The following is a 21,023-nucleotide window of genomic DNA, read 5'->3' on the forward strand; positions in this document are numbered from 1 at the left end:
CGTCGATCAGACCCGCAGGTCAATCCGCCTGCAACTGCGCCTCAGCGACGCCTTTGGGCGGATACAGCACTTCTTGAGTGTCGAGATTGCGAATTTCGGAATCGACGGCGATGCTCATCACCTCACGGCCCCGAGCGCCACTGATGCCTTCGCGCGTGGAGAAGTCGACGATGTAACGCTGGCCTGCGCGGAACTCGACATCGCGAGCTTCAAAGCCACATCTGGCGCCGCCGGTGCCCAAGCCATTCATCGATGCCCAGCACCACGTCAGCGAATGTTTGCCCGGCGTCAGGCGCAGTGCCTGCATGCCGGACACGTCGAGGATCGACCGCCGGCCAGCGCCCTCCAGCAGCTGGTCATCAACATGCGTGGCCAATAACAAGCGATGAAACGGCACGCCGAGCGCGCGATAGCGCGTGGTCGCGAAGTAAACCACCGGCGCATCGGCCTGATGATTAGACAGGTCATACGGGGTCATCGACTCCGGCGCCCATTCGGCCTGGTAATTTTTGTAGTGGTAGTTGGAACAGGCAGTGCTGAGGCCGGCCAGCAGGAGCACGGCCGGGAACTTGAGAGACGATAGCAATGACAACGCGCGCATTGTTCTTCCTTGATTGACGAAGCGGCGCAGGATACCGCAGCGCGAGTCGGTAAGTAATTGCCTTCCTTGGCAAATGTTGGCCGAGACAGTCGAGCGTGCCCGAGTTGATCGCTGTGCTGGCGACTCAGTCGTCGCCCTTTTCCTGCGCCAGAACCGAGGCATTCGCCGCCGTGAGCAGACCGGCTTCGGAGTAGATCCGCAGCTTGTCGAGGGTGTCGGCAATGTCCAGATTACGCATCGTCAACTGACCGATCCGGTCGCGTGGCGAGAACGTCGAAACGACCTTTTCCATCGACAGGCGTTCCGGGTGGTAAGTCAGGTTCGGCGACTGCGTGGCGACAATCGAATAATCATTGCCGCGACGCAATTCGATCGTCACTTCGCCGGTAATCGCCCCCGCCACCCAGCGCTGAGCGGTTTCGCGCAGCATGATCGCCTGTGGGTCGAACCAGCGCCCCTGATACAGAAACCGCCCCAGCCGGCGGCCGTTCTCGCGGTACAACTCCATCGTGTCTTCGTTATGAATGCCGGTGACCAGACGCTCGTAGGCAATGTGCAGCAACGCCAGGCCCGGCGCTTCATAAATGCCGCGACTCTTCGCTTCGATGATGCGGTTTTCGATCTGATCGCTCATGCCCAGACCATGCCGACCGCCAATACGATTGGCTTCGAGCATCAGTTCCACGGCATCGGTGTAGACCTTGCCGTTCAATGCAACGGGATGCCCTTGCTCGAAGCGGACCGTGACGCGCTCTCTGTCGACCCGCACATCATCACGCCAGAACGCGACGCCCATGATCGGATTGACGATATCGATGCCACTGTCGAGGCTTTCGAGGTCTTTGGCTTCGTGCGTCGCGCCGAGCAGATTGGAGTCGGTCGAGTAGGCTTTTTCGGCGGACATCTTGTAGGCGAAACCTGCCTGCTGCATGAACTCGGACATCTCGGCACGGCCGCCGAGTTCGTCAATGAACTGCGCGTCGAGCCACGGTTTATAAATCTTCAGGTCCGGATTCACCAGCAGGCCGTAGCGGTAGAAACGCTCGATATCGTTGCCTTTGTAGGTGCTGCCATCGCCCCAGATATTGACGCCGTCGGCCTTCATTGCAGCGACCAGCATGGTGCCGGTGACGGCACGGCCAAGCGGCGTCGTGTTGAAGTAGGTCGCGCCCGCCGTCGTAATGTGAAAGGCGCCGCACTGCAGTGCGGCAATGCCTTCGGCCACCAGTTGTGCGCGGCAATCGATCAGACGCGCATCTTCTGCGCCGTACTCCATGGCCCGACGCGGGATCGACTGATAGTCGTCCTCGTCCGGCTGGCCGATGTCGGCGGTATAGGCGTAGGGCACGGCGCCTTTGATACGCATCCAGTGCAACGCCGCACTGGTGTCGAGGCCTCCGGAGAAGGCAATGCCGACCTTCTGACCCAGCGGAAGGTTTTCAAGAATGTTGCTCATGACTCGGTTCCTTGTAGTCGGGGAGCAGGAGAATACCGCGAATTTCAACGTTGCATCGACTCCCGAACGAGCCCTGGGCAGTGGTGATTATTGGCGCGGACTAATTTTTAAATACGCCTCGCAGCGTACGCTCATCAGTGCAGCTTCATGACGTATCTCTCTAACCCCTACTTTCGACAGGACGTCCATGACCGCCACCCGACCTATCCCACTGACCCGGCCCGAGCTGAAAGTGTTGCCGGTCGTGGGTCTGTTGCTTTGCCGACGCATGCAGACTGAGTAAATCTGGAATCGCCGCTGTTGCAGGCGTCACAACAGCAGCGGCCGATCCTGCACCACCCGTTTCATCACCTGCGTCGAGGTCAGATCAGTGTTTTCGGCTCCAGGTACGCGTTCATGCCCCACTTGCCCATTTCGCGGCCAAGGCCTGAATGCTTGAATCCACCGAACGGTGCGCGCGGTTCGTGGGCCAGCGTGTTGATCAGCACACGCCCAGAATTGATCTGGCGCGCGATATGCCCGCAACGTTCGGTGTTCGTCCCCAGCACCAGTGCGCTCAGGCCATAGTCCGTATCGTTGGCAATGCTGATCGCTGCAGCGTCATCGTCGTAGGGAATGATCGTCAGCACAGGGCCGAAAATTTCCTCACGGGAAATGCGCATCTGGTTATTGGCATCGGTGAAAATCGTCGGTTTGACGAACCAGCCGGCGTGCAGACCGTCTGGTCGACCTTCGCCACCTGCCAGCAATCGTGCGCCCTCTTCCTGGCCGAGTTGAATGTAACGCTGTACCCGCTCCCATTGTTTCTGGCTGACCATCGGGCCGATGTCAGTGTCAGCCTTGCGCGGATCGCCCGATTGAATCTGTGCGACGTGCGCTTGCGCCACTTTCTCGAACTCTGCCAACCGCGTGCGCGGCACCAGAATCCGCGTGCCGGCGATGCAAGCCTGGCCGCTGTTGAGAAACCCGGCTTGCAGCACCAACGGCATGACCGCCGGGAAGTCGGCATCATCGAGCACCACGGTCGGCGACTTGCCCCCCAGTTCGAGCGTTACGCGTTTCATCGTGTCGGCGCTGGTTCTGAGCAGATGCTGGCCGACAGCGGAGGAGCCGGTGAACGAGATCTTGGCCACATCGGGATGGCGGGCGATTTCCTCGCCCACCACGTCGCCCCGCCCGTTGACGATGTTGACGACACCCGACGGCAGCCCCGCTTCGTGCAGAGCGCTGAGCACAACTTGCGTTTGCAGCGCACTCATTTCGCTGGGTTTGATGACGGCGGTGCAGCCTGTTGCGAGTGCGGTGGCCAGCTTGCTGCAGATGAAGCCCGCATTGCTGTTCCAGGGCGTAATCAGACCGGTAACGCCCACGGGCGTCAGCACGACCGTGGCGATACCGACCTGTTCCTCGAACTCGAATGCTTGCAGTGCATCGATGGCCTGCGCGATCACATCCGCCGGGTAAGTCGCCATCCAGCGTCCGCGAACCGCAGGGGCGCCGTACTCGACCAGGATGGCTTCGTGCAATTCCTGCTCCCGTGCCGCCAGCGCGCGGTGCATGCGTTGCAGCGATGCAATACGCTCCTCGCGCGAGGTTCGCGACCAAGCGGGAAACGCCGCTTTGGCGGCGGCGATGGCACGCTGCGCGTCCAGTGCATCGCCCAACCGGACCTGACCGATAACCTCCTCGGTGCTCGGGTTATGCAGGTCGAACCATTCCTGGCCATGAGGCAGGACGAATTCTCCATTGATGTAGATGTGTTCAATGCGTTGCATGACGACTCCTGGTTGATTGCAGCCCGACTGGATCGAGCTTGTGTGAACGGGAGTCTATGAAAGGTTTATTATTCCGATAAGCCACTCTTCACCTTATGAAGTATCCGCATTTTCAGGACAATTCATGCACAGAACAGGAATGACCGAGCTGGAAGTCGTGTTGGCCGTGGCGCGCCGCAACAGTTTTCGTGGCGCGGCACAGGAATTGGGCATGTCCACCACCGCTGTGAGCAGCGCGGTGGCCGGACTGGAAGCGCGGCTGAAGGTGCGCCTGTTCAATCGCTCGACGCGCAGTGTGGCCCTCACCGACATCGGGCAACGCTATGTGGAGCGCATTGCCCCGGCATTGGCGCAGATCAAAAGTGCCGGCGAAGAAGCCAGCGTCGGCCTCGATGAGCCCAGCGGCACGCTGCGCATCAATGCCCCGTATGGTGCGGCCTATCTGCTGCTGGAGCCACTGTTCAAGCATTACGCCGAGCGCTATCCCGAAGTGCGTATCGACATCGTCAGCGAAGCGAACCTGGTCGACATCGTCGCCGGGGGCTTCGACGCCGGAATTCGCCTGGCCGAATCCGTACCGCAAGACATGATTGCCGTGGCGTTGTCAGGCGACATCCGCATGTTTGTGGTGGCAACGCCGGAGTATCTCGCCCGCCATGGCGTGCCCGAACACCCGCGAGACCTGCTGACCCACCAAAGCATCGGCATGCGCATGGCCCACGGCGGCCTCTACCATTGGGAACTGGAACGGGACGGGCAGAAGTTGCAAATGGAACTGCCCGTGCGCTTCGCATTCAACGAGTTGCTGGCGATCAAGCAGGCCGTGGTGTCCGGCCTTGGCATCGGTTTCATTTCCGAATGGTTTATCCAGGAAGAACTGGCAAGCGGTGCCCTGGTGCCAGTGTTGATGCCGTGGTGCCCGGCATTCGGCGGATTGACGCTGTACTACTCGGGCCATCGCTTCGTGCCGGCGCGATTGCGCGCGCTGATTGAACTGGTGCATGAACTGCGACCCGCTCAGCGTTGAACCGGGCGAGCACGCTCAGCGCAATTTACACGCCAGCCATGCGCCCCAGAACAGACTGCTGAAGAACCGTGTCGCCGCGCCAAACCCGGCCTAATGCAACAACGCCTGAACCGCCGCCTCGGAATGCGGCGGATCGGCACCCTGGAGAATCTTCCCCAGTTTGGCCTGCACTTCCTCTGCGCTGGCGCCCTGCTGCCGCCACCGCTGGCCCCACGCTTGCAGCATCAACGGTTGGCTGGCGTAAGCGTAATGATTACCCGCAACAATCAGCGGTGCCCCCGGCTTCAGGCGTGCCTGAATTGATCGCAGGATGTGTCGTTTGGCTTCATCACCGTTGAGGTGATGCAGCACACCGATCAAGGTTGCCGCATCGAAAGACTCATCTGCCGGCAAATCCTCGACATGCCCCAGATGCACCTCGGTTCTGTGCAGCAAATCGTTGGCTTGCAAGTGCTGAGTCGCCGCTTCCAGCATCGGCACCGAAGGGTCGACCGCAGTAAAGCGCCATTCCGGTTCCAACGCCGCCATTGCAATGATTTCCTGCGCCGTACCGCCCGCGCCGACCACGAGCACTTTGGCCGGCCGAGAGGGACCGAGCGTGGCGGCCAACATGCACGCGGCCAGATCGTGACAGGCGTCGTAACCGGCCAGCGCGATGCGGCTTTGCCGGGCGTATTCGTTGGCGCGAGTGGTGTCGAATTTTTCAGCGGCGCTTGCGGTCACGGGCGATTCTCCATGGCTTTTGGAGGACGTTACGCCGTAGGGCTAGATAAGAAAAATTCATAAATTTTATGCGCTGCATTCCCACAAGGAATACCCACCACGCGGCTCTTCGCTTCTTTGTTTGCAAACTTCACCGCTACACTCTCTTTCCTCACCTGCATACACCTACACCACCATGAAAACCGCCCTCATCTCCGACACCCACGGCCTCCTGCGCCCCGAAGCCCTGACCGCGATCCAAGGCTGCGACCTCATCCTCCACGCCGGTGACATCGGTGCGCCCGAGATCCTCCTTCAACTCGCCGCCATCGCCCCGCTCCATGCCGTGCGCGGCAACAACGACATTACTCTCCCCTGGGCCGCAAATATCCCCGACCACCTCACCCTGGAACTCGACGGCTGGCCAACCCTGCTCACTCACGACATCGCCGACGTTGCCGCCCTGCTCACTGACGACATCAAACTGATCATCACCGGCCATTCCCACAAGCCCTTGATCGAATGGCGTGACTACCGCCTCTACCTCAACCCCGGCAGTGCCGGCCGCCGGCGTTTCAAACTGCCGGTGACGCTGGCCTTGCTCGAAGTCAGCGCAGACGCCCTGCAGCCCCGGCTCATCCACCTGCTGCCGTGAAACTTTTCCGCCCCATCCGGCCTGATCACCTAACCTCATAGACTGTGTGTTTATCGAGAGTCGGCCCGGCCCATGCGCAACACCTTGAAGTCGTTGTTTTTGGTCATGTTCATTCTGCTCATCGGCGGCAGTCCATCGCTGTGGGCAGCCGATTTGCCGGCGCCCACCGTCACGGCGGCGGCGCCGCTGCCGGTGATTTCGCAGAGTGATCTGCAAGCGTTGCAACAACGCCTCGACGGGCTCAAGCAGCAGATCTCGGCGGCGAACAATTACAACCAACTGGAAGGTCCGCAGGATCGGGTGCAGGCGTTCATTCTGGATGTCGATAAGTTGTCGGCGGCGTTGTTGCCGCAGCAGGCGCAACTGGCGGTGCAGTTGGGGGTGTTGGGCGCGGCGCCAGGGACTGAAGTGGCGGCTGAGCAGGCGGATATCGTTTCGCAGCGGGCGGCGTTGACGGAGCAGAAGAACAAGGTCGACGGGACGCTGAAAAGTCTGGCAGCGCTGAAACAGAGTGCGGCGGATCTGATCACGCAGATTGCCGGGATTCGGCGCACGTTGCTGGAAAGCGAGCTGACGCTGGGCACCGAGAGCGTGCTGAGTCCGGCGTTCTGGTCGCCACTGGTGAATCCGACGGCGGATGACCGTCAGCGCCTGAGCTTTTTCGTAGATCAGGTGCGCGATACCTGGGCGACAGTCTGGGCGCCGGGGCAGCGCTTTTACACCAGTGTGCTGGTGTTATTGGCGCTGCTGATCTGGACGTTCGGCCGCCGGCTCGCTGAGCGTGGTTTGACCTGGGTGTGCATTCATCGCATGCCCGAGGGACGTTTGCGTCGCAGTGCGCTGGCGTTTGCGTCGGCGCTGGCGACCATCGTCACCACGGCGTTTGCCCTGAAACTGCTGTTCTACGCCTGCACCCGACACCAACCTTTACCGCCAGTGTTGGAGACCTTTTCCGAGGAGTTCGAAAAGGTCGTGTATGCCTGCGTGCTGATCACCGGGCTGAGCCGCGCGCTGTTGTCGACCGAGCATCCCTCGTGGCGGCTGCCGGCGATTGCCGATCAGGTGGCGCAGGCGCTCAAGCCTTATCCGCGCATTCTGTCCTGCACGTTGCTGGTGCTGGTGACGCTGGTGCAGGTGAGCAATGCCACCGGCATGAGCAGCCAGATTGTGATTGCCGGGCGCGGGGTGATTTCGTTGGTGGTGCTGGTGATTGTCACCTCATTGCTGTTGCGCGTCGGCAAGGTGCGCAAGGCGCTGGTGGCCGCCAATGACCCACAAGCGGGCAGCACGTTTGCCGGGGTTATTTACACCATCGCAACCATTGCAATGTTCGTTTCGGCGATTGCCCTGCTGGCCGGTTACGTATCGCTGGCTCGCTTCATCAGTTATGAACTGGTGTGGGCGTACATCGTGCTGTCTGGCTTTTATCTGTTGATTCAGGTGCTCAAGGATGGCTGCGAGCATCTGTTTTCGCCCAAACACGCAAGCGGCAAGGCGCTTAAACAGTTGCTGGGGATTGGCGATCGACGCCTGGATCAGATCTCGATTCTGTTGTCCGGTTTCAGTCGCGCCGGGTTGTTGCTGCTGGCGGTGATCGCGCTGTTCGTCGGCGGCATCGGCACCACGCTCGGGCAATTGGCGACCAATATCATGGCGATCCTCGGCGGCGCCGGGTTGCGCAAACTGAACATCGTCCCGGGGCACCTGCTCAACGCGGTGTTGGCGTTGATGATCGGCATCTGGCTGATCCGTGCCCTGCGTCGCTGGCTCGACAACGAGTTTTTGCCCAAGACCGAGATGGACCCGGGCATGTGCGCTTCGTTGAGTACGCTGTTTTCCAACATCGGTTACGCGTTTGTGATTCTGCTGACGCTGTCGTCGCTTGGCGTGCAATGGACCAATCTGGCGTGGATCGTCAGTGCGCTGTCGGTGGGCATCGGTTTTGGCTTGCAGGAGATCGTGAAGAATTTTGTGTCGGGGCTGATTTTGCTGACGGAGCGACCGGTGAAGGTCGGCGACCTGATCAGCATCAGTGGCGTCGAGGGCGACATTCGCCGGATCAACGTGCGCGCCACGGAGATCCAGCTCAGCGACCGTTCAATTGTGATCGTGCCGAACTCACAACTGATCTCGCAGAACCTGCGCAACGTCACGCTGGGCGGCAGTGCTCAGGGCGTGGCGTCACTGGAGCTGGTGTTTCCGCTGGATATCGACCCTGAAGAAGTGAAGGACCTGCTGCTCAATACTTATCACGAGAATGAAACCATCCTTGAGAAACCGGCGCCGTTTGTACGCTTCAGCAAGTTGTCGCCGGACGGGATCACGTTGACGGTGACCGGCTATGTCGGCAGCCCGAGGATTGTCGGGGTGACCAAGAGTGATCTGCTGTTCGAGATTCTCAGGCGTTTGGGCGCGGCGGGGATTGCGTTGGCGAAGCCGCCGGCGAGTGCTTAAGGGCGAATTGTTGTATCTGCCATGGAGCAAGGGCCTGCAGAATTACGGACTGTTTGTGCCGATCGATTTCGAGGAGCGTTCGGCTTACGGCCAATTCAAAATCCTGGTTGCAGACTGATTCTTGCGGCGCCGAGGGGGTTATTCCCGAAGCGCCTAGCGCCCTGCTTTTTAGGTCTTTATTGGCCGGCAAATGGCAACCTTATACTCGCGGGGCTCACCCCGAATTCAATAAGGATGTTCCATGCCTCAACGTCTTTTACTGGCGGCACTGTTCCTCGCCGTCGCCGGTTGCGCCAGCCCTCCTCCTGTTTCCGTTCACACCCACGATCCCGCCAGCTCGACCTTGCAAGGCGACGCCGCACGGCCGGCGCAGGCGCAGTGGTTGCGCACCGAGCTGTACTTCTCGGTGGGCTCGATCGATGGCAAGGAAGGTGCGGTCAGTCCGGCGCGCTGGCGCGAATTTCTCGACAAGGAAGTCACACCGCGTTTTCCGGATGGCTTCAGTGTGCTCGATGCTTATGGGCAGTGGCGGGATAAGGGCGCGAAGGAGCCTGAGCGCTTGAGCACCAAGGTGATTGTGATCTTGCATGAGGACAGTGCGAAGAATGGGGTCAGCATCGAAGCGATTCGTTTGGCGTACAAGCGTATTACCGGGGATTTGTCGGTACTGCGGTTGTCGCAGCCGGCGCAGGTGTCGTTTTAAAAGCCCCTCACCCTAGCCCTCTCCCAAAGGGAGAGGGAACCGATCCCGGGATATTGGAGGGATACGCCGACCTGAATTCGCTTTACTGAATCCATAACCGACTCAGCCTGAGTTTGCACCACTGCATGCATATTCGACCTCGACCTGTATTTGCCTCAAGCCATAATCGATTCGGTCTTTCAGGTCGATGTATCGCCCAAGACACCTCGGTCGGCCCCCTCTCCCTCCGGGAGAGGGAACCGATCCGGGGATATTGGAGGGATACGCCGACCTGAATTCGCTTTACTGAATCCATAACCGACTCAGCCTGAATTTGCACCACTGCATGCATATTCGACCTCGACCTGTATTTGCCTCAAGCCATAATCGACTCGGTCTTTCAGGTCGATGTATCAGGTAAGACACCTCGGTCGGCTCCCTCTCCCTCCGGGAGAGGGCTGGGGTGAGGGCTTGGCGTTAGTCGGCTCACTACTGCCAGTATCACCGCCCCCACCAGCAACACCCCAATCCCCAAAAACGCGCCGTACCCGACCACCGTCACGCTGGAATACAGCATGTACAGGCACAAGCCGAAAAACAGCAACGGCAGCAGCGGATACAGCGGCACTTTGACCGGTCGCGGCACCTCGGGAAAGCGTCGGCGCAGAATGATCAGCGCGACACTGCTCAAGCTCAAAAACAGCCAGTACACCGGGGTCAGGTATTCGACCATGGTGTTGAATCCGCTCTGAGTCAAACTGCCGAACAACACCAGCAACAATGCCACCGCGCCTTCTGCCAGCAAGGCTTTGCGCGGTACGCCATGGCGCTCATCCCAGGCGCCGAAACTGCGCAATTGCGGCACATCGCGCGCGGCGGCGTAGGTGGTGCGGGCGCCGACCAGTAAGGTCGAGTTGATGGTGGCAATCGCGGCGATGCCGACCATCAACAGGATCAGGGTGACGCCCGGCGCGCCGAATGCGCGGTTCAACAGTTCAACGGCCGGTGCGTTGCTGGCTGCCAGTCCGGCGAAGCCCAAGCCTTCGACGAATGCCCAGTTCAGCGCCAGGTAGATAGTCATCAGTACGCCCAGCGCACCGAGCATGGCGATGAAAATCCCCCGTCGACCGTCGCGTACTTCTGCCGATAACGTCGCCGCATCGCTCCAGCCGCCGAAGGCCAGAAAGACGAAAATCATCGCTGCCGAGAATCCGGCCATGCCGGTGTTTTCCGCTACTGGCGAGAGACTCGGCGCGGGCGGTTCAATGCCTTGCCACGCCAAAAACACACCGGCGCCGGCAATGCTCAAAAAGCCCAACGCCAACAATCCGACCAGCAACGTCTGGGTGATAAAGCCAATGTGTTGGCCCGTGAGGTTGAGCAGCACCAGCGCGGCAATCACCGCGCCGGCAAACAGTCCCGAGCCGTATTGCCCCAACGGCACCACGGCATTGACGTAGTCGGCAAACATAAACGCCGACAACGCGATCCAGCCGGTGTGCATCACCGAGAACCGCGACCAGGCGAACAAAAATCCCATGCGCTCGCCATACGCCGTACGCAAAAAATGATAGTCGCCGCCCGGGTGCGGAAACGCCGTGGCCATCTCGGCAAAACACAGCGCGCCGATCATCGACGCGATGCCGCCGAGTACCCACACCCAATAGAAATGTTCAGGCCCAACGTTGAGGGCCACGGTCGGCGCGGTTTTCAGGATGTCGGTGGTGATCACCATGCCCAGCGTGATCAGCAGTGCCTGAACAACCGGCAGGTGCCGCCCCGGTCCTGCGTTAGAAACCATAAGTGGCGCGAGCGTAGTAATAAGCGCCGTTGGTGCCGATTGGCGAGAGCACGTCGTACGGCAGGTTGCCGCCATAGTTGATCGCCGAGCCGGAGCGTTCCGGGTAGTTGTCCGTCAGGTTGTTGCCGCCCACGGCAATGTTGAATTTCGGGGTGAATTTGTAGACCACTTCGGCATCCAGTTGCCACACCGCACCGTAGGTTTGCTCAGGTTGCGAGTCGCCGAAATCGAACACGCGAGTGGTCTCGCCCTGGCGGGTCAGACGTCCGAGCAAGCCCCAATGCTCGCTGGCCCAATTGGCGGAGAACACGAAGCGATCCTTGGGTGCCGCGTCGGTCAGGGTGTTGGTTTCTTCGACGCCGACCAAGGCGTCGTTGCCGATGCCCAATGCGGTTAATTGCGACGGTGTGCCTTTGGTGCTGGTAACACGGGTGTGGTTGTAGGTGTACGCGGTGGTCAGGCCCAGTTGCCCCTCGTAGAACGGCTGGTGGTAGTTGAGCACCAGTTCGGCGCCGTGGGTGCTGGTGTCGGCGGCGTTGGTGAAGAAGTTGACGTCGTGCACACCGGCCACGCCAAAGTTGTCGTTGATGTAGTTCTCCAACGCGTCGCTGCCGATACGCTGCGACAGCGTGATGCGGTCTTTGACGTCAATGCGGAACACGTCCAGCGAGGCATCAAAGCGTTCGTTCAACTGGAAGGTCAGGCCGAGGCTGAAATTTTTCGAGGTTTCCGGATCGAGTTTTTCCGCACCGAGCGCGCGGGCAATCGGGTCGTTGACCGAGAGCACGCGGATGTCGGTCAAGGTGCCGCCATCGCCGAAGTTGCTGGTGGTGTTCTGGAAACCGCTCTGCGCCAGCGACGGCGCGCGGAAGTTGTTCGAGACCGCGCCGCGCAACGCCCATTGTTCGGTGAGTTTGTAGCGCCCGCTGAGTTTGCCGGTGAGTTTGCTGCCGGCATCGTCGTAATGCTCCCAGCGCGTGGCGGTATCGACGAAGAAGCGGTCAGTGAGATCGCCGGACAATTCGGCGTAGGTGCCGAACACGTTGCGATCCAGATCCGACTCTTCGCTGGGGCGCAGACCGTTGGCGCCATCAGCGCCGGAGCCGATATAAGAGGCTTTGTCGCCGGCGAAGGTCAGGTAGTTTTCGTAACGGTATTCACCGCCCACGGCGAGCACGAACGAGCGCTCGCCGAGGCGCAATTCGCGGCTGAAATCAAGGTTGGCGGTGGTCTGGCGCAGCTCGTAGTCACCGGTATCGAACTTCGTCGGCGAGTCTTCGCCAAGGCTGACGTTGAGGGTGCGTTGAGTCGAGCCGTCGAAGCGGTTGCGGCCGTGAGTGACGCTGCTGTCGAAGTCCCACTCATCACCGAGCAGGCCTTTGAAACCGGCGGTGGCGGAGATGTCCTTGTTGTCGCCCAGCGACTGCGGCAGGTAGCCGTTGGGATAAAACTGCGGTTGCTCGTAGGGATAGCGATAAAACTCGGCGCCTGTGGTGTGGCGCTGGTTGTAGGTGCCGAAGCTGTAGGCCTTGCCACCGGCCAGCGGCAGTTCGCCGTTGAACCAGGCGTTGACGTCCCGCGCGACGCCATCGCCCATCACGTAGTTGCGCTGGCCGGGGGTGTCGGCAAAACCGTCGAAACCGGCGCGGTTGGTCGGGTTGCGATCCTTGTACTCGGTGCCGCCGCGAATGAACCCGCCCTCCTCGCCGAGGCGCGTACCGATCTTCGCGGTGGTGACGCTGTTCTGGCCGTCGGTGGTGGTCTTGTCGATGGCGTCCTGATGCGTGTGATAAGCGCCATAGCTGGTCGACACTTCGCCGCCCTCGGGCGCGTCATCGAGGATGATGTTGATCACCCCGGCAATCGCATCGGAGCCGTATTGCGCGCCGGCGCCGTCACGCAGCACTTCGATGCGTTTGATCGCGCTGAGCGGGATCGAGTTGAAGTCCACCGGCGCGGTGCCGCGGCCGATTTTCGACGAGTCGTTGACCACCGCCGAGGTGTGCCGGCGCTTGCCGTTGACCAGCACCAGCACTTGATCCGGACTCATGCCGCGCAGTTGCGCCGCGCGCACATGGTCGGCGCCGCCGGAGTTGGACTGGCGCGGCAGGCTGAAGGACGGCAACAGCGTCTGCAAGGCCGCGCCCAGTTCACCGTCGGCGGCGCCGGCGGATTTCAGGTCTTCGGCGGTGAGCACATCGACTGGCACGGGTGAGTCGAGCACGGTGCGCGCGGTGCCGCGGGTGCCGGTGACCAACACCGTACCGAGGCGCGATTCGTCTTCAGCGGCGGCGGTTTCTTCGGCTTTCGCGGGAAGTTGCCAAATCGCAGTCACGACCGCAGCAGCCAGTAAAGAACGGGAACGGTAATACATGGAACAGCTCCTTGAATCGCAGCTAATACCCGGCCCCGCCAACCATAAGGGGTCGGCAATCAGTGCACGGCAATGTCTGCTGTAGTTTTAAGTTTCTGGAAGGCAGTGAAGGCTGGTTAATCTTTTAAATACGGGTACGGCGCAGGCTCCTCAACGTTAGTTATTCCCCTTGAAGGCTGATGCTAGAGGACTTGCTGGCCACTGCAAAAGAACCAATAACACTTAGGTTAGATCGGCGAAAAGGAGTGTTGTTAGTTCAACAAAAGTGTTGCTGAGGCAACACCAAAGCCAACTAACAACAACTAACCAAACTGTAAATACATCTACCCTGTTGCGGCTGATGCTTAGTTGGCCACCGGAATCCACGGCGCCCGCGCCACATTGGCGCTATCGCCGAACGCCGGGAGTTTGCTGGCCAGATCACGGACATTCTTCACATCCAGATCCAGCAGTTGCTGACGGGTGATCAGCGTCGGCGGCACCAGCACTTGATGGCCCGGATTTTCCCCGGCAATCAACATTGCCAGACTGCGCACACTGATCGCCCCCGCCACTTGTGGGTTGACCGCCGCCGTTGCGGTCCAGGCGCTGTCCGGTTCTTTCATTATCTGGATGTCGGCGGTGGAAATGTCGGCGCTGTAGATCTTCACCTTGCTCGCCAGCCCCGCCTCGTCCACGGCGATTTTCGCGCCTTTGGCAAACTCGTCGAACGGCGCAAAAATCACGCTGATGCCCGGATTGGCGCGCAATACGGCGCTGGCCTGATCCGCCACAGAGTTGGCAATCGGCGGGTTCAACGTGCCGAAGCGCGCCTTTTCGACGATCCCGGGATTGGCCTTTTTCACCTGGCTCCAGATTTCGTCACGCCGCTCCATCGGCGTAAAGCCGCTGATGTACACGTACCCGGCATCGAAGCGCGTGCCGTTGTCCTTCACCGCTTGCTCCAGCGCCAGGCGCGCCAGTGCATGGTGATCCTGCTCGACCTGGGTCACTTGCGGCGTGTTCAGATCGACATCGAACGCGACGACTTTGATGCCTTTGGCGACGGCCCGGTCAATCGGCGCCTTGAGGGTTTCCGCCAGGCCCAGTTGCACGATGATGCCGTCGACGCCCAGTGCAATCGCCTGATCGATCATCTCGCCCTGACTCGCCGCCTGCTGGCGTGCATCGAACACCCGCAGGTTGGCGCCGAGCGCTTCGGTCTGTTGCTCGACACCGCGCAAATACGCCTCGGGGAAGTCTCCGGAAAACAGATAACCGACCAGCGCGATCTGCACCTGACCCTTGTCGAACGGCGCCGGTGCACCGGGCAAGGCCTTGGCCTGAGCGCTCAGTGCCAACGCCGACAGCAAGGCGCCTGCCAGACAATGGCGGGCGAAATGTTTGATTGAACCGTGCATACAACGTCCTTGAATAAAGCGGCTCAACGCGCCCGATGCGCGAGGCCGAAGGTGAACATCAGGGCCAGCACCAGCACCAGTCCCTTGACGAAATCCTGCGCGTAATACGGCGCGTTGAGCATGGTCAAGCCGTTGAGCAAAGAAGCCACCAGCAACGCGCCGACCAGGGTGCCGAAGGCGTTGGGTTTCTTCGCGCCGAGCACGGCAAAACCGATCAGCGCGGCGCCCAGTGCGTCGAGCACCAAACCATTGCCGGAGCTGACATCGCCACGCCCCAGGCGCGCCGCGAGCAGCAAACCACCCAGCGATGCCAGCAACGACGACAGCACGTAGGCCAATAACTTGAAACGCTGTACCGGCGCGCCGGCGAGTCGCGCCGCCTGCTCGTTGCCGCCAATGGCATAGAACAGCCGACCGATGCGGGTCCGCTCGAGAAACAACCACACCGCCAACGCGACCAGCGCGGTAATCAGCACCGGCACCGGCACGACGTCCCACAGCCGGCCACGGCCAAGCGCAAGAAACGCCGTACTGAAGGCGCCCTCGGTTTCCTCGCCACTGGGCAAGGTCATGCCGACGGCAATCGAACGTCCGCCGGTGGGAATCAGTTGCACACCGATCACCAAAAACATACTGCCCAACGTCGCCAGAATGTCCGGCACCCGCAGTTTGACGATCAGCCAACCGTTGAGCAGCCCGACCAGCGCCCCGCCGGCGAGGCTGATCAGCACCGCCGGCACGGCGCCCCAACCGAGCACCACCATCACGTAACTGGCGATCATCAGGCTCATCGCCGCCACCGCACCAATCGACAGATCCAGTCCACCGACGGCCATGGTCAGGGTCACGCCCAACGCCAGCAGCGCCACAATCGACACCGATTGCAGGATGCTGAACAGGTTGCCGACGCGCAGAAACGCCGGTTCGGCAACGCTGAAAAACACCACGATCAGCACCAGCAGCCACAACAGACCGTAGCGGATCAGCGCTTGCAGCAGACGCTCGGCAGGCGCCGGCGCGGTTGATAACAGTGAAGTCGAATCAGGCACTCGCTCTGCTCCTTGGCGTGGCTTGAAGGGGATGTTCGATGACGTCGCTGCCCGCCAGTGCGGCCACCAGCTCTTCGCGGTTGAGGCCCGCACGGGGAAATTCGGCGACCACGGCGTGATCGCGCACCAGCAGGACGCGATCAGCCATTTCCAGGGCTTCGTCGACATCGGCGCAAATCACCAGCGTCGCCCGGCCCTTGGCGCTGTCGCGCAACAATTGCCCGATCTCGCGGCGGGCGCGCACGTCGACACCTTGGAAGGGTTCATCGAGGATCAGCACCCGCCCTTCGCCGAGCAACCAGCGACCGAGCACGACTTTCTGCTGGTTGCCGCCGGACAACGCAGCCATCGGCACATCGATGCCGGTGGTCTTGATGCCGAGCGCGGCGACCTGCGCTTGCACTGCCGCCGCCTCGGCGCGATTGCGAATAAAACCGGCACGGGTGAAGCGCTCGAGAAACGGCAAGGTCAGCGTGCGGCGCAAGGAAAAGTCGCCGACCAGGGATTGACTGGCACGGTCCTCGGCAGCATAAAAAACACCGCTGCGAATGGCCTCGCGGGGGGAGCGTGCATGCCACTCGGCGCCATTGAGTTTGACTGTCCCGCAGGCCGCTGTGCGCAGCCCGAACAACACCTCGGCGATGGCACTTTTGCCGGCGCCGAGCAGCCCGGTCAGCACCACCACTTCGTTTTCATGCAGGCTTAGATCGAACGCTGTCGAGCGCGGCAATAACTGCATTGCCTGCAATTCAAGCACGGCGCGGCCCGCCACTCGCGGCGTATAGACATGCGCGTCCAGCGCCTGACCGAGCATGGCGTGCACCGCCTCGGGCAACTGCCGGGACGTGAACTCGCCCGCCAGTCGTCCATCACGCAGGACGACGGCGCGATCGGCGACCCGCTGCAAGTCCGAGAGTCGATGTGAAATGTACAGAATCGCTACGCCACGGCTGCGCAAGGTGTCGATCAAGCCAAACAAGCGCTGCGCTTCGGCATCCGATAACGCTGCGGTGGGCTCATCGAGAATCAGCAAGCGCGGCTGTAGCGCGAAGGCGCGGGCGAGCACTACCAGTTGCCTTTCCGCCTGCCCGAGATGTTCGATCGGTTGCTCCAGCGGCAACGTCAGGCCGAGCCCCGCGGCGATGCTGGCGGCGCGTTCCAGCAGGCGTTTGCGATTGAGCCAGAAATCCGCGTCGGGGCGGCACAGTTCATCGAGCAGGAGATTTTCCGCCACGCTCAAACCCGGCGCGATGCCCTCGTTGATCTGCTGATGCACGGCAACGATGCCAAAACGCCGTGCCGACAGCGGCGAGGTGAACTGCCGGGCTTGGCCGTCAACGCGAATCTCGCCAGCGTCTGCGCTCTGGCTGCCGGCGAGGATTTTCACCAGCGTCGACTTGCCCGCGCCATTGGCGCCCAATAACGCCACCACTTCAGCGGGATAAATATCCAGACTGACCCGATCCAGCGCTCGGTGCGGGCCAAACAGTTTGCTCAGTTCACGTACACGAATCAGCGGCTCTTGAGCCACGGCGAGCGGAACACTCATAGATTTCCTTAGCGGCGATGCGCCAGCGAACGCACCAGTCGATCGCCCAGGCTCTGCACGCCCTGGACGAGGATGACCAACACCACCACGGTGGCGACCATCACTTCATTGTTGAACCGTTGATAACCGTAACGGATCGCCAGATCACCCAGACCGCCGCCACCGATGACCCCGGCCATCGAGGAGAATCCGATCAGCATCACCAGCGTCAACGTGATCCCCGCCAACAACGCCGGCAGCGCTTCGGGCAACAACACTTTGAAGATCACATGACGAATATCGCCGCCCATGGCGATGATCGCTTCGATGCGCCCACGGTCGACTTCGTCAAGGGCGTTTTCGACGATGCGCGCGAAGAACGGAAACGCACCGATGGTGATCGGCACCACAGCAGCAGTGCTGCCCAACGTGGTGCCGACCACCAGCCGCGTCAGCGGGATCAGCGCAATCAGCATCACCACAAACGGCAGCGAACGGCCGAGGTTGACCAGGCCACTCAACGCCGCATTCAAGCGTGGCAGCGGATACAAGCCACCGCGGCGGCTGACAAACAGCAACACGCCCAACGGCAAGCCGATCAGCAGCGTGAACAGCCCCGCGAGCAGGACCATGTACAGGGTTTCCCCGGTGGCGTTGAACACCAATTGGAGGATTTCATTCCAGTTGACCGTGCGGTTCATGAGTGCGCCGCCCTTACCCCGTATTGTTTGAGAAAACTCAGGCCGGGCGCGTCATGCCCCAGCGGCAGTCCGCAGGTCGGGCGCAGCGAAGCACCCAGGCTCGATTGCGGATCGGCCAGCAACCGTGGCACCGGACCGGCCTCGACCAGACGCCCGTTGACCATGAACGCCGCGTGGTCGCAGATCGACTTGACCACGTCCAGTTCATGGGTGATCAGCACGATGGTCACGCCCAATTGCCGATTGATGTCGCGCAGCAGTTCAAGAATCGATGCGGTGGTGTCCGGATCAAGCGCGCTGGTGGCCTCGTCCGATAACAGGTAAGCGGGCTCGGCCGCCAAGGCCCGGGCAATGCCCACACGCTGTTTCTGCCCGCCGGATAATTGCGAAGGAAAGGCTTGCGCCTTGTCACTCAAGCCGACCAGTTCCAGCAGTTCGCGAACCCGCACATGCCGCCACGGTTTACCGACACCGGCGATTTCCAGCGGCACCGCAATGTTGTCGAACACGGTGCGCGAGTGCAGCAAGTTGAAGCCCTGGAATATCATGCCGATGCGCTGGCGCTGACGGCGCAAATCGCTGGCAGGCAGTGTCGTCAGGTCGACGCCATCGAGCAGCACACGTCCGCTGTCCGGGCGTTCAAGCAGATTGAGGCAACGCAGCAGCGTCGACTTCCCCGCCCCGCTACGCCCGAGGATGCCGTAGACCGCGCCGTCGGCAATGCTCAGCGATACCTGATCCAGCGCCGGTTGCGGCGCCCCCGGGTAGGTCTTGCTCAGTTGCTCGACGAGAATCATGGCTTGCCGCCCGCCACCGGGATCACCGAACCGGCGAAGTTGTCGGTGATGTACTTGGCCACTTGCGGTGAGGTCAGGTCCTTGGCCAGTTGCGCGATGCGCGGATCGTTGGCCAGTTGCGGCGTGGTCACCAGAATGTTGGCGTAGGGATTGTGCTCGGCCTTCTCCAGGCCCAACGCATCCTTGGCCGGCACCAGCCCGGCATCCAGCGCATAGTTGCCGTTGATCACCGCCAGATCGACGTCGTCGAGCGAGCGTGGAATCTGCGGTGATTCGATTTCCAGAATCTTCAACTGTTTCGGGTTTTCGGCGATGTCCTTGGGCGTCGCCTGATCAGCCGCCGGATCGTTGAAGCCGGGTTTGAGTTTGATCAGGCCGTTGTCCTGCAACAGGTACAGTGCGCGACTCAGATTGGTGACGTTATTCGGCACAGCGACGGTGCCTTTAAGCGGCACGTCGGCGAAGCTTTTGTGCCGGCGCGAGTAGATGCCCAAGGGCTCGATGTGCACCGTGGCAGCCACCGCGAGTTTTTCGCCGAGGGCCTGTTCCTGTGACTTCAGGTACGGCAGATGCTGGAAGTAATTGGCATCGACATCGCCGTGCACCAACAACTCGTTGGAGTTCACGCCGTTGGGGATTTCGATGACTTTGAGGTTGAGTTGCGGATCGATTTTCTGGATGTACGCGAGGATCTGCGCGTGGGGCACCGGGTCGGCGGCCACGCGCAGCGGTTCCAGTGCCTGAGCAGCGAACGACGTCACCAGCGTGCCGAGAATGGCCAGGGTCAAACCTGCTTTCTTGATCATGTGCGGAGTCCTTGAAGGAAGGCTGTATCAGGCGGATTTACGAACGGCAACTGGCGGCAGCAGCGCATCGGCATAAAAGCGCTGAGCGACATCCGGATGCGAGCGCAGACGACCCTTGAGGTAGTTCCAGCCGACATCGCGAAACAGTGGGTTGAGCGGATCACTCGCCGGCCCGCGCGCCTCGCGCAACAGCGCGGTGGGCAGCGGATACAGCGGCACCACGGCGTCGAGTTGCGCACCGAGGAAGAACGCGATCGACAAGCGCTCGCTGCCTTCGGGCGGCGACACCACGCGGTGCACCGTGGCGCGCAAATAGCCGTTGCTGGCCAGTTCAAGCAGTTCGCCGATGTTCACCACCAGGGTGTTCTCGCGCGGCAGCGCATCGATCCAGCGGCCCTCTTCGATTTCGACTTGCAGACCGGCCTGCTGGTCTTGCAACAGAAAGCTGAGGAACCCGGAATCCTTGTGCGCACCGACACCCTGATGGCTGTCCTCGGCGGCTTGACCGGGATAGCGCATCAGCTTGATGTGTTCGTTGGGCTTGTCGCCATAGAGTTGATCGAAGGCATCGGCGCGCAGCGACAGCGCCTGAGCGAAGGCGCGTAACAGGCGCAGCGACATGCGCGTCATTGCCTCTTGCCATTCGAGCAGCAAGGGTTTCAGTTCGGGCAAGGCCGCCGGCCATTGGTTAGGCCCCTGCAGTCGTGCCCAGAACGGACTGTCGGCCTGCAACGGCAAGGCTTCGCGCTCGGCGCCCAGATCGAACTGCTCACGCTGATCGGGCTGGCCCCGGGTGATCTCGGAGGCGGCACGGTTGTAGCCGCGAAAGTGTGGCGAGTTAATCATGCCGACGGCGGTTTTCTCGCTGTCGGGCAAGGCGAAAAATTGTCGGGCATGCGCCTGCACTTGCTTGAGTAAAGCGCTGTCGATGCCGTGGCCGGTCAGGTAGAAAAAACCGACGTCGCGAGCGGCATGGCGCAGGCTTTCCAGAAACTCATAGCGCTGTTGCGCGGTGCCTTCGAACAGTGAAAGGTCGAGCGTCGGCAATGCGGTGATGTCGAGGGTATGCGGCATGATTCACTCCCGTGTGAACCAAACCTGAAGAGCCTTTGATCGATTCAGCGTGTGCCGTCATGGCAATCGGTGGGTCATCGGTTTGATGCGTGTTGATTCGTCGTTTAGACAAAACTAAACGATCTTAAAAACACCAGGCCA

Annotated in this window: 16 protein-coding genes and 1 pseudogene; 4 read left to right on the forward strand and 13 right to left on the reverse strand. The window is 61.1% G+C overall.

Annotated features, from left to right (window positions below; genetic code table 11):
• Positions 1–19 precede the first annotated feature (19 nt).
• The 3 genes from WA225_RS22595 to WA225_RS22605 all read right to left on the reverse strand — a co-directional run bounded on the left by WA225_RS22595 (position 20) and on the right by WA225_RS22605 (position 3,832).
• Positions 20–601, reverse strand: a complete 582-nt coding sequence (locus WA225_RS22595; RefSeq protein WP_422609685.1) for a hypothetical protein — start codon at positions 599–601, stop codon at positions 20–22.
• A gap of 124 nt (positions 602–725) precedes the next feature.
• A complete protein-coding gene (gene argG, locus WA225_RS22600) occupies positions 726–2,057 on the reverse strand; it encodes an argininosuccinate synthase (RefSeq protein ID WP_422609686.1) in 1,332 nt (443 codons plus the stop codon).
• 362 nt (positions 2,058–2,419) lie between these two features.
• Positions 2,420–3,832 carry an aldehyde dehydrogenase family protein gene (locus WA225_RS22605; RefSeq protein ID WP_422609687.1) on the reverse strand — a complete coding sequence of 471 codons (1,413 nt, stop codon included), beginning with the start codon at positions 3,830–3,832 and terminating at the stop codon, positions 2,420–2,422.
• A gap of 124 nt (positions 3,833–3,956) precedes the next feature.
• Between WA225_RS22605 and WA225_RS22610 the strand changes: the two genes are divergently transcribed.
• Positions 3,957–4,859, forward strand: a complete 903-nt coding sequence (locus WA225_RS22610) for a LysR family transcriptional regulator (protein ID WP_422609688.1) — start codon at positions 3,957–3,959, stop codon at positions 4,857–4,859.
• Positions 4,860–4,874: 15 nt separating this feature from the next.
• Here the strand turns inward: WA225_RS22610 and WA225_RS22615 are convergent.
• Positions 4,875–5,471, reverse strand: a pseudogene (locus tag WA225_RS22615) (class I SAM-dependent methyltransferase).
• 286 nt (positions 5,472–5,757) lie between these two features.
• On the opposite strand from WA225_RS22615, the gene WA225_RS22620 reads away from it, so the two are divergent.
• The 3 genes from WA225_RS22620 to WA225_RS22630 all read left to right on the forward strand — a co-directional run bounded on the left by WA225_RS22620 (position 5,758) and on the right by WA225_RS22630 (position 9,373).
• A complete protein-coding gene (locus WA225_RS22620; RefSeq protein ID WP_422609689.1) occupies positions 5,758–6,216 on the forward strand; it encodes a metallophosphoesterase family protein in 459 nt (152 codons plus the stop codon).
• 72 nt (positions 6,217–6,288) lie between these two features.
• Positions 6,289–8,670 (forward strand): DUF3772 domain-containing protein, encoded by a 2,382-nt coding sequence (locus WA225_RS22625; protein WP_422609690.1) that lies wholly within the window; start codon positions 6,289–6,291, stop codon positions 8,668–8,670.
• A 241-nt stretch (positions 8,671–8,911) separates the two neighbouring features.
• Positions 8,912–9,373: a DUF3574 domain-containing protein gene (locus tag WA225_RS22630; RefSeq protein WP_422609691.1), complete on the forward strand. Its 462-nt coding sequence runs from the start codon at positions 8,912–8,914 to the stop codon at positions 9,371–9,373.
• A 379-nt stretch (positions 9,374–9,752) separates the two neighbouring features.
• On the opposite strand, the gene WA225_RS22635 is transcribed toward WA225_RS22630, so the two are convergent.
• The 9 genes from WA225_RS22635 to WA225_RS22675 all read right to left on the reverse strand — a co-directional run bounded on the left by WA225_RS22635 (position 9,753) and on the right by WA225_RS22675 (position 20,882).
• A complete protein-coding gene (locus WA225_RS22635; RefSeq protein ID WP_422609692.1) occupies positions 9,753–11,153 on the reverse strand; it encodes an APC family permease in 1,401 nt (466 codons plus the stop codon).
• Complete coding sequence (locus WA225_RS22640; protein WP_422609693.1) at positions 11,143–13,527, reverse strand: TonB-dependent receptor plug domain-containing protein; 2,385 nt, start codon at positions 13,525–13,527, stop codon at positions 11,143–11,145. The genes WA225_RS22635 and WA225_RS22640 overlap by 11 nt, the downstream gene beginning before the upstream one ends.
• A gap of 344 nt (positions 13,528–13,871) precedes the next feature.
• Positions 13,872–14,927: a substrate-binding domain-containing protein gene (locus WA225_RS22645; RefSeq protein ID WP_422609694.1), complete on the reverse strand. Its 1,056-nt coding sequence runs from the start codon at positions 14,925–14,927 to the stop codon at positions 13,872–13,874.
• Positions 14,928–14,950: 23 nt separating this feature from the next.
• Positions 14,951–15,976, reverse strand: a complete 1,026-nt coding sequence (locus WA225_RS22650; protein ID WP_422609695.1) for an ABC transporter permease — start codon at positions 15,974–15,976, stop codon at positions 14,951–14,953.
• Positions 15,969–17,525, reverse strand: a complete 1,557-nt coding sequence (locus WA225_RS22655; protein ID WP_422609696.1) for a sugar ABC transporter ATP-binding protein — start codon at positions 17,523–17,525, stop codon at positions 15,969–15,971. Before WA225_RS22655 ends, WA225_RS22650 begins: the two co-directional genes overlap by 8 nt.
• An 8-nt stretch (positions 17,526–17,533) precedes the next feature.
• Complete coding sequence (locus WA225_RS22660; protein WP_422609697.1) at positions 17,534–18,205, reverse strand: methionine ABC transporter permease; 672 nt, start codon at positions 18,203–18,205, stop codon at positions 17,534–17,536.
• On the reverse strand, positions 18,202–19,002 hold the full coding sequence (locus WA225_RS22665; RefSeq protein ID WP_422609698.1) for a methionine ABC transporter ATP-binding protein: 801 nt from the start codon (positions 19,000–19,002) through the stop codon (positions 18,202–18,204). The genes WA225_RS22660 and WA225_RS22665 overlap by 4 nt, the downstream gene beginning before the upstream one ends.
• Positions 18,999–19,808 (reverse strand): MetQ/NlpA family ABC transporter substrate-binding protein, encoded by an 810-nt coding sequence (locus WA225_RS22670; RefSeq protein WP_422609699.1) that lies wholly within the window; start codon positions 19,806–19,808, stop codon positions 18,999–19,001. Before WA225_RS22670 ends, WA225_RS22665 begins: the two co-directional genes overlap by 4 nt.
• Before the next feature lie 27 nt (positions 19,809–19,835).
• Entirely contained in the window at positions 19,836–20,882 is a 1,047-nt protein-coding gene (locus tag WA225_RS22675) for an isopenicillin N synthase family dioxygenase (RefSeq protein WP_422609700.1), read from the reverse strand.
• Positions 20,883–21,023: the final 141 nt, after the last annotated feature.

Origin of the sequence: Pseudomonas sp. (assembly GCF_049300855.1) — a bacterium.
Classification (GTDB): domain Bacteria; phylum Pseudomonadota; class Gammaproteobacteria; order Pseudomonadales; family Pseudomonadaceae; genus Aquipseudomonas.

Coding starts and splice junctions, on each gene's coding strand:
- WA225_RS22595 (WP_422609685.1), bottom strand. CDS start 601: ATGCGCGCGTTGTCATTGCTATCGTCTCTCAAGTTCCCGGCCGTGCTC.
- argG (WP_422609686.1), bottom strand. CDS start 2,057: ATGAGCAACATTCTTGAAAACCTTCCGCTGGGTCAGAAGGTCGGCATT.
- WA225_RS22605 (WP_422609687.1), bottom strand. CDS start 3,832: ATGCAACGCATTGAACACATCTACATCAATGGAGAATTCGTCCTGCCT.
- WA225_RS22610 (WP_422609688.1), top strand. CDS start 3,957: ATGCACAGAACAGGAATGACCGAGCTGGAAGTCGTGTTGGCCGTGGCG.
- WA225_RS22620 (WP_422609689.1), top strand. CDS start 5,758: ATGAAAACCGCCCTCATCTCCGACACCCACGGCCTCCTGCGCCCCGAA.
- WA225_RS22625 (WP_422609690.1), top strand. CDS start 6,289: ATGCGCAACACCTTGAAGTCGTTGTTTTTGGTCATGTTCATTCTGCTC.
- WA225_RS22630 (WP_422609691.1), top strand. CDS start 8,912: ATGCCTCAACGTCTTTTACTGGCGGCACTGTTCCTCGCCGTCGCCGGT.
- WA225_RS22635 (WP_422609692.1), bottom strand. CDS start 11,153: ATGGTTTCTAACGCAGGACCGGGGCGGCACCTGCCGGTTGTTCAGGCA.
- WA225_RS22640 (WP_422609693.1), bottom strand. CDS start 13,527: ATGTATTACCGTTCCCGTTCTTTACTGGCTGCTGCGGTCGTGACTGCG.
- WA225_RS22645 (WP_422609694.1), bottom strand. CDS start 14,927: ATGCACGGTTCAATCAAACATTTCGCCCGCCATTGTCTGGCAGGCGCC.
- WA225_RS22655 (WP_422609696.1), bottom strand. CDS start 17,525: ATGAGTGTTCCGCTCGCCGTGGCTCAAGAGCCGCTGATTCGTGTACGT.
- WA225_RS22660 (WP_422609697.1), bottom strand. CDS start 18,205: ATGAACCGCACGGTCAACTGGAATGAAATCCTCCAATTGGTGTTCAAC.
- WA225_RS22665 (WP_422609698.1), bottom strand. CDS start 19,002: ATGATTCTCGTCGAGCAACTGAGCAAGACCTACCCGGGGGCGCCGCAA.
- WA225_RS22670 (WP_422609699.1), bottom strand. CDS start 19,808: ATGATCAAGAAAGCAGGTTTGACCCTGGCCATTCTCGGCACGCTGGTG.
- WA225_RS22675 (WP_422609700.1), bottom strand. CDS start 20,882: ATGCCGCATACCCTCGACATCACCGCATTGCCGACGCTCGACCTTTCA.